This is a genomic window from Mesorhizobium sp. M0239 (assembly GCF_040321815.1).
In the GTDB taxonomy this organism is placed as follows: domain Bacteria; phylum Pseudomonadota; class Alphaproteobacteria; order Rhizobiales; family Rhizobiaceae; genus Mesorhizobium.
In genome coordinates this window covers 111,575-129,091 of record NZ_JAMYSG010000014.1, presented here as the reverse complement: position 1 = coordinate 129,091, position 17,517 = coordinate 111,575, and the positions used below count along the sequence as shown (strand labels likewise).

Genomic DNA, 17,517 nt, shown 5'->3' with positions numbered 1-17,517 from the left:
GTGAGCGTGGCTAGACTATGCAGTGGGCAAGGCCTGTCGCCGTCAAAGGGAATATGAAATTGGCGGAAAGTAAGATGCCTGAACGGCCGTTCTACCAGCCTGGGGCCAGCAGCGTGGAAGGCCTGCCGCTGCTCCTGCAGATGTTTCACACCAATCCGCTGGTGATGCTCAAGCCGCATTGGCACGCCCAGGTCGAGGTTAATTTCATCGTGCGCGGCAGCGTGCATTACCGGATGAACGACTACGAGATTTCGCTGTCAGCCGGCGAGATGTGCCTGTTCTGGGGTGGCCTGCCGCACCAGATGGACGATTTGTCCGACGACGCCATCTATGCCGGGGCGCATCTGCCGCTGGTGCATTTCTTCCGGCTGCACCTGCCCACCGATATAAGGCACCGGCTGATGACGGGCGCGACACTGGTGACATCAGCCACCGACCAGTCCGACAACCATAATTTCGAGCGCTGGAACCGCTACGCCCGGTCCGGCGACCAGGCCAAGGCCGAACATGCCGTCAACGAATTGCTGCTGCGGCTGGAGCGGGTGCGGTTCGAGCCTTACCAACTCGTATTCGCAACTCCGACCGACCAGGAAACAGGCAGCCCCTTCGACCAGCAATCGTCGCGCAATGTCGGACGCATGTGCGATTTCATCGCCGAAAACTTCCTCTACGACATCGATTGCGTGAACATCGCGGCGGCCGCCGACATCCATCCCAAATATGCCATGAGCCTGTTCAAGAAATCCACCGGCATGACGCTCAACGAGTATGTGAACCTGTTGCGGCTGAGCTATGCGCAGGCGCTTTTGATGCATCAGGACGCCAATGTGCTGCGCGTCGCCATGGATTCGGGCTTCGGCTCGCTCAGCGCCTTCAACAAGTCGTTCCGCAAGCTCGCCGGCATGTCGCCCTCCGATTTTCGACGCGGCGTGACCGGCGTCAGATAGAAGGCGGCGACCAGTGGCGGGTCTGAGCCGCAAATGCATTGGTGCGCCTCGATCGCCGGCCAAAGGCAGTGCCACGGCATGTCAGCCGTCAATGGCGGCACGGACAGGGATGGCGAAGGCCGCATCGTGCCATGCCGTGCCCGATTCCGGCCTGCAAGCGGCATGGAAACCGGGGCACCGCACGGCATCGCTTTTCCTGCCTGAAATCGCCCACTAGGCGCTGGACAGGCCGAATTCCCGTGCTATAACCCACGCGCTTTCAAGGGGCGCCCACGGCGCCTCGATGAATTCCGGTCAACGAGTTTTCGTTTGCCGGCACAGGCCCAGATAGCTCAGTTGGTAGAGCAGCGGACTGAAAATCCGCGTGTCGGTGGTTCGAATCCGCCTCTGGGCACCATCCCCCCTTCTCCCGACACTCCCTTTCACCGAACCTTCTACGCTGCAGCTTCTGCAAGCGCCTGAAATTGTTGATCTTTTTCAGTCGCATTGCGCAGTTAAGCGGGACAGGGAGCGCTTCAGGAGCATTTGGTCCAACGAGGCGGGGGGATGGTATTTCCGTTGGTATTCGACATCCTGATGGTATCCAAACAGCCAAGGGAGACCTGACGAATGCCCCTCTCCGACGTGAAATGTCGAAACGCCCGCCCTGCTTCCAAACTCGCGAAATTGTCTGACGGGGGCGGGCTGCAGCTATGGGTACAGCCCACGGGCTCTCGCCTCTGGCGGCTCGCCTACCGCTTTGACGGCAAGCAGAAACTGCTCGCGCTGGGCAGCTATCCCCTTATCTCTCTCGCCGAGGCACGGGAGGCGCGCGATGATGCTAAAAGGCTCCTGCTAGCTGGCGTCGACCCTGGAAAGGAACGCAGCTTGCGGAAGGCCGATTCGGCAAAGGACTCCTTTCGCTCAATCGCGGACGAATATGTTGACAAGCTGAAGAAGGAGGGACGTGCCGACCGGACGATCAGCAAGGTCAAATGGCTGCTCGACTTTGCCTATCCGATAATCGGCGACAAGTGCATTCGGGAGATCGAGCCGGCCAGCATCCTTACCGCCCTCCGTCGCGTGGAGGTTCGCGGTCGATATGAGTCGGCCAGGCGACTGCGCTCCACCATCGGCAGCGTGTTTCGATACGCGATCGCGACCTCACGCGCCGAGACAGATCCGACCTTCGCCCTCAGAGGCGCACTCATCAGTCCGAAGGTAACGTCTCGCGCCGCGATTACCGATCCGAAGGCCTTGGGCGGTTTGCTGAGGGCGATCCATGCATTTGACGGACAGCCTACAACGCGAGCCGGTCTGAAGCTGATAGCGCTGCTGTTTCCCCGCCCAGGCGAGCTTCGCGCCGCTGAATGGGAAGAGTTCGATTTTGAAAGCTCGGTGTGGACGATCCCTGAAGCACGCATGAAAATGCGACGGCCGCACCGCATACCCCTATCAAAGCAAGCGATCAGCGTCCTGACTTCACTGAGAGAAATCTCTGGTGATGGATCGCTGCTGTTTCCTAGTGTTCGATCGGCTTCGCGTCCGATTTCCGACAATACCCTTAACGCCGCACTGCGTCGTATGGGTTACAGCAAGGAAGAAGCTACCGCGCATGGTTTTCGAGCAACGGCATCAACTCTGCTGAACGAATGCGGCAAGTGGCATCCGGACGCGATAGAGCGGCAGCTGGCCCACATTGAGAACAACGACGTTCGGCGCGCCTACGCCCGGGCAGAGCACTGGGACGAGCGCGTCGAGATGATGCAGTGGTGGGCCGATTATCTGGATGAACTCAAGAGCAAAAACCTGCGGGTGATCTCAATCGAGGGACGCCGCAAGCCTGCTGTCCACACACCAACGCGACCATCCACTTTGAAACCAACAGCGGCCGTTCATCAAACGCCGATACAAATCTCCAACCGCCGGAAATCATACTGACCGTCGAAAAACGCCACAACTCGACGCCAAATCGTAGGCCCGCATTGTCAGATTTTCCGGAGAGAAAGTTGACCGCGTTCGGCGGGAAGCTGCCGTTCTGCAGCCGACCCCATTTCCGTCATTCAAGCTGCCGATGGCCGGTTCCGAAACCGGCCATCTACCCGGCCCGGGGCCGCGCGCTATTAGAGCGAGAATCCCGTGGGCAGTGTGCGGTCCGTCCGTTTCGCCGGCATTAGTCCGTGGATCCGCTATCCCCGCCCGACTTTAACCTCCACAACCTTCCTCTCCATAGATCCGGGACAAGCCCTTGATGCGCGTCGCGATCGCGTCGACGAGGCGACCAACGATCTCATGGATGATCCCCTCCTGGCGAAGCTCTTGGGCGCACTCCGATGCCATATCGGGCATCACCGCGAGCTGATGGCGGATCGTCCGCACCGTGTACTCGCCGCCAACCTTTGCTGAGGACGCACAGCGCCCCCAGTGGCGCGGCATGATCTCCTCGATGGGATAGACTCTGTCGATCTTCATCGCCAGTTTAAGGTCGCGCATCTCAGATTGGATCTCTCCCCCGAGGTGCGGCAGAATGGAGGAGATGTCGTAGAGCGGAGCTAGGCGGGCCTCGCCCTGGGCTCCGAGCAGCATCGAGTAGTTCTTTGCATGCGCGTCCGTGCCGGCGATGATCCAGTTGAAGACGTTCGCGGCCATGAAGATCTGACGGTCTTGGACGGGGTCGAGGGAGGCCGACAGCACCTTTCTGGAGATCGTCGTGATACCTGGCCCACCCTGGTTCTCGTACTTGAGCGTCGGCATCACCGACAGGGCCTGGCACATGTCCTCCTGATGGATGCGGATGGTCTTGCCCTCGTTGTTGCGGCGGTCGTAGCGCTCGATAACGATTGCCTTTTCGCCTGCGAAGTCGAGAACCTGGCTATGTGCAGCGTCCATGCCGAGCTTGGATGCAAGCTGCAGGCAGAAATGCTCGTTCTCGGTATGCCCGTGCAAGTGCGGCAAAGGCGGCTTGAAGATGTGTGTCGTGGGCGTGTCGCCTAGAGGGATCCCCCAGCGATTGCTGCCCTTATCGAAATGGAACGCCGTCTTTGCCTGCGCACCAGCGAGACTGAACTGACCAGGATCGCCGATTCGCCGGGTCGCTGCACCATCTTTGCGCAGATCGCGCAGGCGGTCGCCGATCTGCGCCTCGGTGAGCAACTCCACGTTCTCGCCGCGGGAAATCTGGTCGCCACGCGAAAGGAACTGGACGGCGCCGGCGCAGTCGCGGCCGACATTCTTGAGCAGGGCAAACGGGTTTCGGGCGGAGACCTGGAACCTCTGCGCCCATCTGGCGAGGGTCTGCTCATTATCCGGCAGTAGGCCCCAGAGGAATGCCTCGACGACCTTGCCCTCGTAGGTCCTGGTGATCGTCGGCATGGACAGGGAGAGCGGGATCGCCACCGGGCCTTCCATCCATGCCTCGTGATAGGAGAACGAAAGCTTGCCGCCCTGCAGGTGGTGGAGCCCCCCAACCGGTCTGCCAGCGATATAGACGTCGAGGGTGTCGATCGGGTTCATCATGATCATCGTCATCTAGAGCTTGTAGGGAATCTCGTCGTCGTCATCGTCGACATGCCGTTCATCGGCATTATGATGATGATCAGCCGACGTCGGCGCCGGCGGGATCTGAAAGTCCATCTCCACACCAAGCGTGGTCAGCGCCAGCAGCACGTTGCCGATCTCGGCGCTGGGCTTGCCGTTCTCGATCCACGACACCCACGTCTGCGTCGTGGTGATCATTTTGGCCAAGGCAGCCTGTGACAGGCCGCGCCGGGTGCGGGCCTCCTTGATCAGGATTCCAATGTCGCGAGCTGTTCTGATCTTCATGGCGTATACGATTTCTGTATGAGCTAGCCTGATATAGGCTCATATATGACGGGTGTCAATATACGTTACTATATCAATTTAACGCTATATAGGTTCACATATCGGCAACCTTCATATACCAACCTATATAAAATCATTGCGCCACGCAACAATGTGCGATCGACCTTTCGCCACGGTACCATCGAGAATGACCGCTGGTCGAGAACTCAACAACTTGTCGGGGCCGGGAGCGGTCTGGTCCGCTATTCAATTACTGTTGGCGAGAAGCTGTCATTCAGCATCCGGTCTGGCGGCATCGTGACAAGATCGATTTTTGTCCGAAGAGAACGAGGCCGGCCGCAAGAAAAAGCCACGGCTTTTATGCACTTATTGTCTAGCAGGCTTAGTTGTTCCCCTGAAACTTGAATCTCCCTCAGACTCAGTGTCTTCTCAAGGTAGCCGCTGGGAATTAGACATGCCTTCAGGCTCGTTTCAACACCGCGTGTGGCAATGGATTGTCGCGTGCTTTCCGACGCCGGCTCACCTCGATGTACAGGAGCGCAATCATCGCTTCCTTGAAGAGGCGCTCGAACTCGCTCAGGCGAATTCCTGCACAAAGGAGGAGGCACTCGAACTGGTGGAGTACGGACCGGCGGCAACGCGGTCAGGATCAAGAACCTAGCGTGCTCCAAAACGACACCAAGCGCTAACCGTTGTCCAGTGTGGAAGATGATTGCCTTCGTGGTTTCTCCGACGCGCCGGCGCCCGGCAGACCTTCCTTTCTGGCCTTGGCAAACGCCCGGTCGCCTTCCAGGAACCCGACCAGCATAAAGGGGATCAGTTCCGCCACCGTTTCGGACTCGCCATAGGTCTCACGGTAAAGTGCGGCATAGTCGTTGAGTGCTTGGCTCAAGTCGGCGCCAACGGTGATGGTGATCTTCGAAGGTGTCCGGTCCGGAAGTTTTCCGAGTTTCAGGTTAGCCATGAAGTCCTCCTGTTCACCCCGTGTATGGCCGCAACACGAGGTCCTTGTGCACGATGACGCGCAACGGCCAACCAGGGCGCACGGTGATCGTGGGTTGGACGTTCAGGTTCTTTTCAGTGATCCGTTGGCCCGCTTGACTGACGTTCTGCTGGGTGGATTCACGAATTGCCTTGACCAAGTCGCTTTCATTTTCCCCAAAGCTCAACTCGGTACCAACCCCCAGCAATGTGGCTACCGCGACGCCCTTGATCAACTGCCAAGTATGGAAATCCACCTTGTCCTCGAGCCCGGCATAGCCGGCCGCGTCGGTCACGGGCAGATTGTCGATTTCGGTAGAGGAGCCGTCCGGCATCACGATGCGTTGCCACACCAACAGAGCGCGCCTTTGCCCAAAGGCTACAACGCTGTCGTAGGTGCCGATCAGCCGTGAGCCCTGCGGGATGAGCAGGATGCTGCCGGTGACGCTGTCGTGCACATTCTCGGTGATCTGGGCGACGACAAGGCCGGGCAGATCGGAATTGATGCCGGTGATCAGGCTTGCAGCGATCACGCTACCGGCCATGATCTGATAGGGCGAAGCCGGCGTCTGCAGTGCATGCGGGTTGTAGATCCCGCCGGTGTTCCGTTGATCGATGAAATCGAGCTTGCGCTGTTGATTGTTCTGGTCGCCCTCGGCCGGCGCGACGGAAGCTCGCTGGCCTTCGGTATCTGGCTGCGGAGACGCCGTCTCGAAAGGCGAACGTCCGCCCTGCCCATTGCCAAAAGCTTCCGTCTGCTGGGGCCGGTTTTCGATGCGGAAGAGGACTTGCGACTCGCGCGCCTCAATCGCTTGTTGTGCAAGCCGCTGCGCCTCGGCGGAAACGTCTTGCCCAGGTGCGATGCCAAGCTGGCGCTGGTGCTCGAGAATAGGACGGCCGAGATCCCCGGGCAGCGGCGGTCCAAGCACCGGAGCCTTCGGCTTGCTCCCGGAATAGTCCTTGGGCAGCGATTCAAGTCCCTCGGCGGTCGGGTTGCGGTCGGTGCTGTAAAGCTCTTCAGCCTGCTGCTTCAGGCGCAGTGCCGGCCCCTGCAGCGCCATCATCGTGACGCCAAAGATGGTGGCGGAGCCAACAGCTGCGATCGCGACGATTATGCCGCGCTTGAAGCGCACGGCCCGGCGCGGTGAGGCCCGCAGCTGCAGCTGTTCGGGATCGAGTTTGGGCGGAACATTGGGGCGGGACGTGTCGGTCATGAGCCTCCCCTCACCTGCCAAAACGCGAAAAGAGCGATATCCGCCGCGGCAGTTGCCGTCCGTCGGTCCTGGTGATGCGCACCACCTGCTGCTGCTTGGCGCCGAGACGGAGTTCAGCCGCGGCAAAGAGGCGCTCGACGATGTAGTAGTTGCCGTGCATCCGATAGTTGACGAGCTGGTTGTCCCCGTCAGCACCGACGATGAAGAGCGGTGGCGCCTCGCCCTGATCAATGCGCTTCGGGAACTCTATGTAGACCTTGCTGCCATCATCGAAGGCGCGCGTCGGTCTCCACGGCGGCGTGTCGCCGGTGATCGAATAGCGGAAGCGGATGTTTTCGAGTGCTACGTTCGAGGCCGCGGGCATTTCAGCCTCTGCCTGAGCGTTGCGCCGCCGAAGCGCCACGAGTTGGTCTTCGCTGTAAATCCAGGAGAGCGCCGCCATGGCAGTTTTCTCAGTGCTTTGAAGCTGCAGGTGATAGGATCGCCTGTCCGTCGTGATGACCAGATTGGTGGCAAGCCCCGGCGCGAATGGCTTCACCAGCACATGAGTGCGCTGGTCATCGCCTGAGCCACTAACGGTGTCACCGATCACCCAACGGACCGTATCGCCGGCTGAGACCGAGGTCAGCTTCTCGCCCCGCTGCAATGAGATATCGGTGACGCGCTCCGGCGCGGCGTAGAGCTGGTAGAGCGCGCCGTCGGCAAAGGGGTAAACCTGCACCGCATTGACATAGCCAAACTTGGTGGGTTGTTGCGTCGCCGCCTTGTTGGCATCGGCGACCTGTTCTTCCGGCGAGCGCTTATCTGGGGCGGGCTTGCCGGGTGCGGGCATCAACTGACCAGGCAACGGTAACGGTTTCGGCACTTCCACGACCTTGACCGGCTTCTCCGGCGCCTTCTCGATCGCGGCTGGTTTGAAGTCCTCGTGGTCATAGGAAATCTGAGGCGGCGGCACTGGCTTCGAGGCACAGGCCGAAAGAACCGCAACAGACGCCGACAGGATCAAGGCAGCACGAAGCAATGGGGCTCTATTTGTCATTGGCGGGCTCCTTAGGGGAAACGGGGGTTGGCGCGGCGCTGTCGAGCTCGCGCGACCAGTCGATGGCGTTGATGAAGACGCCGAGCGGGTTCTTGCGCAGCTGCTCGGTTGTCCTAGGCGGGCGGATGAGGATGGTGAGGATCCCGATCCAGCGCGTCGTGCTGGCGAGGCTGCCGCGCTCGAACACCTGCTCGGTCCATTTGACCTGGAACGAGCTGTCGGAAGCCCTGACCACGCTGGTCACCTGTACTGACACGCTGCGCGTGCCGATTTGGCCGAAAGGGTCGTTCGCCTTGGCATATTCGTTGAGGAAGAGCGCCGCTCGGTCGGTGGCAAAGTCGTAGGCCGACAGCCAATTCTGCCGCACCAGAACCGCATCGGTGGAAACCGAACGAACATTCTGGATGAAGCGGCTGAGATGCCAGGCGATCTGGGCATCGTCGGGCTGGTAGTTTTGGACTGCCGGCCCGACCGCGTGCGCCTCGCCAAAGCGGTCGACCTCGACGACATAAGGCACGACGCGGCCCTGCATCGACTGCCACAGAAGCCCACCGGAAAGCCCCGTCGTCAGAGCCAGGCAGCCAAAGGCCATGAAGCGCCAGTTCTTGGCCTGGACGCGCGCCGCGCCGATGCGCTCATCCCAGAGTTGGCTGGCCTTCTGGTAGGGTGTTACGGGTTCGGGCGTCTTTCCATAACGCTGAACGGGTCGCTTGAAGAGCATCTAGTCTTCCTTGTCATTGAGGGAGGGATTGGCGCCGCTTCCGCCCCGATCTCCATCGCGCACCGCCTGCGTGGCAGCATTGCGATGGGCGCGTGCGGTCTGTTCGGAACGCAGACGCCTTGCCCAGGCAGGCGCGGCCGCGGGAGCTACAACTGGAGAGCTTCCGCTCATCGAGCTGGTCGGCATGCCGCCGGTCATCCAGCCGGCATCGCGACCGGCGTCGGCACTACGGCGGAATGGTTCTGCTGCGGATCGCATTCCCCGCATCGCGGCGCCGCTAGCGGCACTCGCAACCCCCTGCAGCCCAGCAGCTACCCCGGACAGCCCGGACTCGGGCGATGTCGCGCGCCCCGTTTGCCAGGCGACGGTGGCAGCGGACCCCATGGCGGTGCCGGCACGGACTGCGGCGAGGCCGCCGCCTGTTGCCATGCGCGCGCCGGCAAACGCAGCGCCTCCGGCAACGAGCGTTGATCCAGCTGCGGCCGCCGTTGTTCCAAGTGCCGCGCCGGCGCCAAGCTGCGGCGCGCCGGAAACGAGACCCGAGGCAATCCCGGGGCCGAAAATGCCGAGCCCAAGCAGCGCCAGCGCACCCAGCACCTGAGACATGGCCGCCGCCAGGTCCGGCTCCTGGCCCTGCAGGGCGGAAGCGAACTCGCCAAAGAGCGTGGAGCCGATGCCGACGATGACGGCAAGCACCATCACCTTGATGCCCGACGAAATCACATTGCCGAGCACGCGCTCGGCCAGAAACGCCGAACGGTTCCAGAGCGCGAAGGGCACCAGGACGAAGCCGGCCAGCGTGGTGAGCTTGAACTCGAGGATGGTGATGAAGAGCTGGATGGAAAGAATGAAGAAGGCGATGAGGACCAGGAACCAGGCCAGAAGCAGCACGAAGATGGTGAGCGCGTTACCGAAGATCTCGGGGAAGCCTACTAGCTGGCTCGCTTGATTGAGGAGCGGCCAGGCGCCCTCGAAGCCGGCCGCGGCAATGCGGCCTGGCCGCAGGAGACTGTCGGCGGACAGGTTGCCGGCCGATGCGTTGATGCCGAGACCGGCAAAGGAGCGGTAAATTATGTCGGCGAGGTTCTTGAAATTGTTCAGGACGAAGGCGAAGGCGCCGACATAGAGCACTTTGCGAACAAGCCGGCCGAGAATGTTGGGCTCGCCGCCGAACGCCCAGACCAAGCCCGCGAGCGTGATGTCAATGCCGATCAGAATGGTGGTGAGAAAGGCGACGTCGCCCGAAAGCAGACCGAACCCACTGTCAATGTAGCGGGTAAAGGTCTCCATGAAGCGATCGATGACTCCGAGGTCGTTCATGTCGCCGCCTTCCTCGTTGTCTTGAAGAACTGCCGCTCAGTTGCCGGGATAAGCCGTGCCGGTGCCCAGGAAACGCTTCGTCGTCTCGCGAGCGGCTTCCTCAGACTGCGCCTTGCGCGCCGCATCCTCGGCTTCGGCCCGGAACTGGGTCGCAAGCAGCGTCTGGATCTGCATCTGCTGCTTGGTCGAAAGCGCGATCAGCTGATTGGTAGCCTGGCTTGCCTCGAGGGCACCTGCCGCGCCCTGACTGCGATTGACGAGATCGGTAAGCAAGTCGCCATCGGCCTGCACGTTCTCGACGATCTGCGACTGCGCGCTCATGGTCTGGCGGAACGCCTGCATGGCGCTCTGCCAGCGCTCGCGCGCGGCGCTCGCCACATCGCTGACCTTGATGGTGGCGTCGTAGCTTTCCGGATATTGCTGGCGCCACTGGTCCTGCAGCTTGTCGAGATCGAAGCTCAGGCCGCTCGCCTGGGTCATCAGACCGTCAATCCGTTGGAGCGAGCCGGTAAGCTGGCCCACGGAAGAGAAATCCAGGCGCTGAAGGTTGCGCGCCATGTTCTGCAGCATGGTCGCCTGGTTCTGAAGCGACTGGATTTGGTTGTTGATCTGCTCCAATGCGCGTGCTGCCGACAGCACATTCTGCGTATAGTTGGACGGGTCAAACACGATGAGCGCATAGGCCGGCTGGACGTAGTCAGCCATCGGTTTGGCAATCAGGGAAACGGTGACCAGGCTAGTAAAAAGGCGGCGTCCGATCATGACGATTGCTCCTTGTTAGGTTGAGGAAATTGCTGGAGAAGCTCGGCAGCCCAATCCAGGCCGCGCGCACTGAAGAAACGGGCGGCAAAGCTGCCCTGCCCTTCTTCGGAAAGAATATTGTCGATCAGGGTCTGCGCGGCCGGGTCGGAGGCGCCGCAAAGCGCAAGAGCGATCGGGCCTAGCCCGAGCTCGAAGAGGCGATTGCCGCGGCGCGACTGCAGATAGTAGTGGCGCTTCGGCGTGGCGCGGGCGACCAATTCGATCTGTCGCTCATTAAGACCGAAGCGCTCATAGGCTGCCCGTGCCTGCGGCTCCACCGCACGATCATTGGGGAGAAAAATGCGCTGCGGGCAGCTCTCGATGATTGCGGGTGCGATAGAAGAGCCGGCGATGTCGGCAAGCGACTGCGTCGCGAAGATGACGGAGACGTTTTTCTTACGCAGCACCTTAAGCCATTCGCGGATGCGGGCGGCAAAGAGCGGGTTGTCGAGATAGACCCAGGCCTCGTCGAGCATGAGCAGCGTCGGCCGCCCGTCAAACCGGTCCTCAAGACGATGGAACAGATAGGTGAGCACAGGCAGCACAGCGCCTTGGCTGTGCATCAGCTCCTGGGTTTCGAAACACTGCACATCCGAGATGGCCAGCCGGTCGTCATCGGCATCGAGCAGTCGGCCGAATGGTCCGTCGAGCGTGTAGGGCATCAATGCCGATTTGAGCGCATTGGACTGAAGCAGGACCGACAGGCCAGTCAGCGTGCGTTCCTGCGCCGGCGCGGTGGCGAGGCTGGTGAGCGCCGACCAGATTGCCTCCTTCACCTCCGGGGTGACGGTGACATTCTCGTGGGCAATGAGGCCGGCGATCCATTCGGCCGCCCAGCTCTGTGTGGCCGGGTCGTCGATGTGGCGCAGCGGCTGGAAACCAAGCGCACCATTCGCACCCAACGCATGGTGGTCGCCGCCCATGGCAAGCGCGGCGGCGCGGGCCGAATTGCCTTTGTCGAAGACATAGATTTGCGCGCCAGCGTAGCGCCGGAACTGCAAAGCGATCAGGGCAAGCAGAACCGACTTGCCGGCACCGGTCGGCCCGACAATCAGCATGTGGCCGACATCGCCGATATGGGTCGAAAGCCGAAACGGCGTCGAGCCGCTGGTTTCGGCGAAAAGAAGCGGCGGAGCGTGATCGCCGGTGACCTCGGCAAGGTGCTCGTTCTCCGCTGGACCTGCCCACACGGACGACAGCGGCACGAGATGGGCAAGGTTAAGCGTGTGAACGAGCGGCTGGCGAACGTTGGCGTAGACATGACCCGGCAATGAACCAAGCCACGCTTCGACGGCATTGATGCTTTCGCGAATGGTGGTGAAGCCGAGCCCGTTGACGATCCGCTCGACGGCGCGAAGCTTTTCCGCGGCGGCTTTACGGTTCTGATCCGACACCGTCACCGTTGTGGTGAGATAGCCGAAGCCGACATGATCGCCGCCCAATGCCTGCAGTGCTGCATCGGCATCGAGCGCCTTGTTGTCGGCGTCGCTGTCGACGAGAGGCACCGGTTCGTTGGTCACCACCTCGCGCAGAATAGCCGCGATCGATTTGCGCTTGGCAAACCACTGCCGCCGGAGCCGAGTCAGCGTCTTCGTGGCTTCCGCCTTGTCGAGTGGAATGAAGCGCGTCACCCAGCGATAGGCGAAATCCTGGTTATTGAGCGCATCAAGGATTCCTGGCCGGGTGACGTTCGGAAAGCCGAGAACTGTGAGCGTGCGCAGATGCTGCTCGCCCAGCATCGGCTCTAGGCCGCCGGTCAGCGGCGCGTCAACCAGGACGCCGTCGAGATACATTGGCGTTTCCGGCACGGCGACCGGATGACGGCGTGTCGAGATCGTGCCGTGCAGGTACGTCAGGGTCTCGGCATCGTCGAGCGCGCGCACCTCGGGCACGAAGCCCGAAAGAAGATCGAGAACGCGGTCAGTCTCGTCTCGGAACCGGGCAAGCTCCTGGCGCCAGTCTCTTTCCCCTCCCAAGTCATGCGAGTCGACGAGAGCACTTTCCGCGCGCGCTTGGCCATCGGGCCCAGGCATGAAGACCAAGGTCAGATGATAGATGCTCTCGAAATGCGCGACCTTGCCCTCGAAGGCCGCGCGCCGTTCCTCATCGATCAGCCATGAGGCAGCATCGGGAAGGGCCGAGCTCGCATAGCCCAGCGCTTCGATGCGCTCGGCCTCGAAGAATAATGCCCAGCCAGAGCCGAGCCTTCTCAGCGCATTGTTTGCCCGCGCGCATATGCCGATGAGTTCGGCCTCCGTCGCGCTTTCAAGGTCGGGGCCACGAAACCGCAATGTCCGTTGGAAGCTGCCATCCTTGTTGAGCACGATGCCGGGCGCGACGAGTGCTGCCCAGGGCAGATGGTCGGCAAGCCGGTCGGCTTTGCCGCGGTATTCGGAAAGCTTCAGCATGCAAGCCAGCCCTTTTGACGAAGATGACGGACAAGCACGCTGGCAAAATCCGGATCACGCCGTGCGGCAAAGACCGCGAGCGTGTGGCCGGCGATCCAGAGGATCAGACCGGCAATCCACTGCTGCAGGCCTAGGCCGATGGCCGCGGCCACCGTGCCATTGAGGATCGCCACCGCCCGCGGCGCGCCGCCGAGCAGGATCGGCTCGGTGAGCGCCCGATGGACCAGAACGTCGAAGCCTTCGATATGCTGCTCTCCGGTGCTCATCAGACGACTGCCCCGCCGCCAAAGGAGAAGAAGGAAAGAAAGAAGCTCGAGGCCGCGAAGGCGATCGACAGGCCAAAGACGATCTGGATCAGCCGGCGGAAACCGCCCGCCGTGTCGCCGAAGGCAAGGGTCAGACCGGTGGTGATGATGATGATCACCGCGAGGATCTTGGCGACCGGCCCCTGCACCGATTCCAGAATCTGCTGCAGCGGCTGTTCCCACGGCATGCCGGAGCCGGCAGCGTGGGCCTGGGCCGTGAGAAGAAGCGCGACGGCGGCGAACGAAAGAAAGCGAAGCTTCTTGCGCATGAGGTGACCTTTCAGAGCTGCTGGAGTTGCGGAAGTGTGAGCGGGGTGACGGCGTAATCGCCGCTGCCGTCGAGACCCGTGACCTCGGCGATCGCGTCAACGCGGCGCGCGGGCCCTCTTCCGGCAATAAAGATGACCAAGTCGACGGCATCGGCGATCAGCCGGCGGGGAACGGTGACAACGGCTTCCTGGGCGAGCTGCTCAATACGATAGAGTGCGGAGCGTGCCGAATTGGCGTGAACCGTGGCAATGCCGCCGGGATGTCCGGTGTTCCATGCCTTCAGCATATCGAGCGCTTCCGCGCCTCTGACTTCGCCGACGATGATGCGGTCGGGCCTCAGCCGTAAGGTCGAGCGTACGAGATCGGCGAGTGTGATGGAGCCCCGCCTCGTCCTCATGGCAACGCAGTCCTTGGCCGCGCATTGCAGCTCGCGGGTGTCCTCAATCAGGATCACCCGCTCATCGCATTCGGCGACTTCTGCCAGTAGAGCATTGGTAAGTGTCGTTTTGCCCGACGATGTGCCGCCGGCGACCAGGATGTTGCGCCGCTCGCGCACTGCCTTCCTCAGGGCATCAGCCTGCAGCGGGAGCATGACGCGATCGGCGACGTAGTTGGCCAGCGTGTAGAGTTTTGCCGCCGGTTTGCGGATGGCGAAGCATGGCGCCAGCACGACCGGCGGTAGCAGACCCTCGAAGCGCTCGCCTGATGGCAATTCGGCACTGACAATCGGACTATCTGCATGCGCCTCGGCGCGTACATGGGAGGCGACGAGCCGGATGATGCGTTCCGCCTCGGCAGGATGCATATGCACGCCTGTATCGACCCGGCCTTCTCCCAACCGGTCGAGCCTCAGCGCGCCGTCGGGGTTGACCATCACCTCGATGACGGTCGGATCGGCAAGGGCCTCGGTGATCGCGGCGCCCATGGCTGTGCGCAGCATGGCTCGGCGGCGGTGGTCCGCTGCGGGATGAGAGTTCATCCTTCGCCTCCGTTGCCATTGCCGTAACCAAGCGAGCGCTTCCCGGAGGCTATCTGGCGACCGACCTGCTCGACGAATTTGTCAAAGCGCTCTTGGGCGATCGCCTGTGTCGCCCGATCCGGAATTGGCGTGTGCGCATGAAGCGTGATTGAAAAGCGGATTAAGAGCGCCAGGCTCTCCAGAGTTATTTCGGCGTCGCGCCTGACATGGTCGAGATCGCGGGAAAGACGGTCCAGCCGCTTGCCGTAGCGCTGGTCGAGCTCGTTTTCACCACGCCGTTCGATGAAGGCCTCGACCGCTTTCGCGACGATTGCCGATTTCGTGGTCGACGGGTTGCGGCTGAGGGTTTCCAGCTTCTCGCTCAATTCGGGTTCGAGCAGAAACTGGTGGCGAATGCGATGGGGCTTCATACGTCTCGTTCCGACTGGCCGGCGCTGATGCGCCGGTGCGAACGAACATCGCCGAGATCCGCAAAATCGCTTATGGGCGTTATCTACGCCGAGATACGCCTCAGTTGCGGAAAGCGTTCAGAAGCCGGGGATGATGTCCTTGTCGTCGCCCCTTCCCTCGTTGAGGCCGTAGGCGCTCGCCGCGGTAGAAACCCGGTCCATGACGCGCTTGTCTGCGAGTGCCTCGGCGTCATCGTCCGACAGATTGAAGAGGTCATCCTGATCAGGCTCCCGAGAGACGACGACGTGGTCTTCAGGCAGGCCGGGATGACGCTGCTGTTGCACGCCGCTCCCTTCTTCGATTGCCGCGACGGCGTGTTCGTCATCGGCAGCGAGACGGCGGTCAACACTGCGGACTTGTCCGCTCCAATCGTCGGGGCGCGACGCAGGACAGTCCGCGTACAGACCGTCGCGCAACACCGGCGCCGGCAGCACCCGTTCGGTGAAATTCGGATCCTGGTAATAGCGCAACTTCTGGGCGCGGATCGGCGGCAACCCGGAAACAAGGATTAATTCGTCAGCTTGCGGCAACTGCATCACTTCGCCAGGCGTCAGCAGCGGGCGAGCGGTCTCCTGGCGACTGACCATGACGTGCGAAAGCCAGGGCGCCAGCCGGTGGCCGGCGTAGTTGCGCATGGACCTGAGTTCCGTCGCCGTACCGAGCGCATCCGATATGCGTTTGGCCGTGCGCTCGTCGTTGGAGGAAAAGGCAATGCGCACATGGCAATTGTCGAGAATGGCGTTGTTCTCGCCATAGGCTTTGGAGATCTGGTTCAAGGATTGCGCGATCAGATAGGCGCGGATGCCGTAACCCGCCATGAAGGCGAGCGCGGTCTCGAAGAAGTCGAGGCGACCAAGAGCCGGAAATTCGTCCAGCATCATGAGCAGTTGGTACTTGCGGCTTTTCTTCGGGTCACCTTCCAGCCGCTCCGTCAGTCGCCTGCCGATCTGATTGAGCACCAGTCGCACCAGTGGCTTGGTGCGCGAAATATCCGATGGCGGCACCACTAGATAGAGCGACATCGGTCGTTCCGCATCCATGAGGTCGGCAATGCGCCAGTCGCAGGCCGATGTTGCCGAGGCAACCGTCGGATCACGATAGAGCCCGAGAAACGACATTGCGGTCGAGAGAACGCCAGAACGCTCGTTCTCTGACTTGTTCAGCACCTCGCGAGCCGCCGAGGCCACGACGGGATGGACCCGAGGTGTGTCCGCCGTGCCGAGGTGGTTGGTGGTCATCATCCGCAGCAGTGTCGCGGCAAACGAGCGTTGCGGATCCGACAGGAAAGTGGCGACGCGCGCGAGCGTCTTTTCTTCTTCCGCGTAGAGCACGTGCAAGATGGCCCCGACCAAGAGTGAATGACTAGTCTTCTCCCAATGATTCCGCCGCTCCAGCGCGCCTTCCGGATCGACGAGAATGTCCGCGATGTTCTGAACGTCGCGGACCTCATCTGAACCCCTGCGCACTTCCAGCAGCGGGTTATAGCGCGCCGATCTCGAGTCGGTCGGATTGAATAGGAGGCAGAAAGAGAACTTCGACCGCCAGCCGGAAGTCAGCTGCCAGTTCTCGCCTTTGATGTCGTGAATGACGGCCGAGCCGGTCCAGGAAAGAAGCGTTGGAACGACCAATCCCACGCCCTTGCCCGAACGTGTCGGCGCAAAGGCCATGACATGTTCCGGCCCGTCATGTCGCAGATAGTGATCCTTCAGTTTGCCAAGGAAAACGCCGGCCGGCTCAAACAGGCCTGCCTTCTCGATTTCCCGAGCCGCGGCCCATCGTGAGGAACCGTAGGTGGTGACCAACCCCCTCTGCCGCGCGCGCCAGAGGGAGCCAGCTATTGCGGCCGCACACCCCAAGAATCCGCTGGCTCCGGCAAGCATGCCGGCCTTGTCGAAGACCTCAGGCGCATAGGCGTCGAAGTGAAACCACCATTCGAACAGTTGCCACGGCTTGTAGATCGGCCGGGCCGCCGCGGCAAACCATGGCGCGCCAAGCTGCGGCTGATAGTCCAGCATGTGGGCGCACCATTGCGTTGCCGCCCATACGCCAACGATGACGATGGCGATCACAACTACGATCTGGCCGACAAGGAGCTTCGTCGGTGTCACGGGCACAGCCTCCACTGTTTGGTAGTAGATGGAAGCAGCATGACGTGACGTTTCAGAATATCGAAGATACCCAATATACGCGCCCGTGCGATGCAGTGAACGTTGCAGGCTTGGAAGACTGGGGCGCCAAGAAGTGTCATCGCGAAGGGCGACGAGCGAATGACTTGTATGGG

Annotated in this window: 16 protein-coding genes and 1 tRNA gene; 3 read left to right on the top strand and 14 right to left on the bottom strand. The window is 61.5% G+C overall.

Translation table 11 applies throughout. The features are described 5' to 3' along the window. The first annotated feature begins 53 nt into the window (after positions 1-53). The 3 genes from NKI99_RS16815 (at position 54) to NKI99_RS16805 (ending at position 2,867) form a co-directional block, all read left to right on the top strand. Positions 54-947 carry a helix-turn-helix domain-containing protein gene (locus tag NKI99_RS16815; protein ID WP_352611464.1) on the top strand — a complete coding sequence of 298 codons (894 nt, stop codon included), beginning with the start codon at positions 54-56 and terminating at the stop codon, positions 945-947. A 321-nt stretch (positions 948-1,268) separates the two neighbouring features. Then, positions 1,269-1,344 (top strand) — tRNA-Phe (locus NKI99_RS16810). A gap of 212 nt (positions 1,345-1,556) precedes the next feature. After that, a complete protein-coding gene (locus tag NKI99_RS16805) occupies positions 1,557-2,867 on the top strand; it encodes a tyrosine-type recombinase/integrase (RefSeq protein ID WP_352611463.1) in 1,311 nt (436 codons plus the stop codon). 264 nt (positions 2,868-3,131) lie between these two features. Here NKI99_RS16805 and NKI99_RS16800 read toward each other — a convergent pair whose 3' ends face one another. The 14 genes from NKI99_RS16800 to NKI99_RS16735 all read right to left on the bottom strand — a co-directional run bounded on the left by NKI99_RS16800 (position 3,132) and on the right by NKI99_RS16735 (position 17,344). Beyond that, positions 3,132-4,442: a type II toxin-antitoxin system HipA family toxin gene (locus NKI99_RS16800; RefSeq protein ID WP_352611462.1), complete on the bottom strand. Its 1,311-nt coding sequence runs from the start codon at positions 4,440-4,442 to the stop codon at positions 3,132-3,134. 12 nt (positions 4,443-4,454) lie between these two features. Next, positions 4,455-4,748, bottom strand: a complete 294-nt coding sequence (locus NKI99_RS16795; protein WP_023689355.1) for a helix-turn-helix domain-containing protein — start codon at positions 4,746-4,748, stop codon at positions 4,455-4,457. 685 nt (positions 4,749-5,433) lie between these two features. Further along, a complete protein-coding gene (locus NKI99_RS16790; RefSeq protein WP_023689356.1) occupies positions 5,434-5,712 on the bottom strand; it encodes a DUF2274 domain-containing protein in 279 nt (92 codons plus the stop codon). Positions 5,713-5,725: 13 nt separating this feature from the next. Next, positions 5,726-6,943, bottom strand: a complete 1,218-nt coding sequence (locus NKI99_RS16785; protein WP_023729046.1) for a TraB/TrbI/VirB10 family type IV secretion system protein — start codon at positions 6,941-6,943, stop codon at positions 5,726-5,728. Positions 6,944-6,953: 10 nt separating this feature from the next. Further along, a complete protein-coding gene (gene trbG, locus NKI99_RS16780) occupies positions 6,954-7,982 on the bottom strand; it encodes a P-type conjugative transfer protein TrbG (protein ID WP_031245469.1) in 1,029 nt (342 codons plus the stop codon). Then, positions 7,972-8,703, bottom strand: coding sequence for a conjugal transfer protein TrbF (trbF, locus tag NKI99_RS16775; RefSeq protein WP_023766656.1), 732 nt, complete (start codon positions 8,701-8,703; stop codon positions 7,972-7,974). Before trbF ends, trbG begins: the two co-directional genes overlap by 11 nt. Then, a complete protein-coding gene (trbL, locus tag NKI99_RS16770; RefSeq protein WP_352611461.1) occupies positions 8,704-10,023 on the bottom strand; it encodes a P-type conjugative transfer protein TrbL in 1,320 nt (439 codons plus the stop codon). Between the two features lie 36 nt (positions 10,024-10,059). Next, positions 10,060-10,785 (bottom strand): P-type conjugative transfer protein TrbJ, encoded by a 726-nt coding sequence (gene trbJ, locus NKI99_RS16765; protein WP_023669263.1) that lies wholly within the window; start codon positions 10,783-10,785, stop codon positions 10,060-10,062. After that, a complete protein-coding gene (gene trbE, locus NKI99_RS16760) occupies positions 10,782-13,232 on the bottom strand; it encodes a conjugal transfer protein TrbE (RefSeq protein ID WP_352611460.1) in 2,451 nt (816 codons plus the stop codon). Before trbE ends, trbJ begins: the two co-directional genes overlap by 4 nt. Further along, positions 13,226-13,498, bottom strand: coding sequence for a VirB3 family type IV secretion system protein (locus tag NKI99_RS16755; RefSeq protein WP_352611459.1), 273 nt, complete (start codon positions 13,496-13,498; stop codon positions 13,226-13,228). Before NKI99_RS16755 ends, trbE begins: the two co-directional genes overlap by 7 nt. Further along, a complete protein-coding gene (locus tag NKI99_RS16750) occupies positions 13,498-13,806 on the bottom strand; it encodes a TrbC/VirB2 family type IV secretion system protein (RefSeq protein ID WP_023669260.1) in 309 nt (102 codons plus the stop codon). The genes NKI99_RS16755 and NKI99_RS16750 overlap by 1 nt, the downstream gene beginning before the upstream one ends. Positions 13,807-13,817: 11 nt before the next feature. After that, complete coding sequence (gene trbB, locus NKI99_RS16745) at positions 13,818-14,786, bottom strand: P-type conjugative transfer ATPase TrbB (protein ID WP_023669259.1); 969 nt, start codon at positions 14,784-14,786, stop codon at positions 13,818-13,820. Next, positions 14,783-15,196, bottom strand: a complete 414-nt coding sequence (locus NKI99_RS16740; RefSeq protein ID WP_023708017.1) for a CopG family transcriptional regulator — start codon at positions 15,194-15,196, stop codon at positions 14,783-14,785. Before NKI99_RS16740 ends, trbB begins: the two co-directional genes overlap by 4 nt. A 117-nt stretch (positions 15,197-15,313) precedes the next feature. Continuing rightward, a complete protein-coding gene (locus tag NKI99_RS16735) occupies positions 15,314-17,344 on the bottom strand; it encodes a conjugal transfer protein TraG (RefSeq protein WP_352611458.1) in 2,031 nt (676 codons plus the stop codon). Positions 17,345-17,517: the final 173 nt, after the last annotated feature.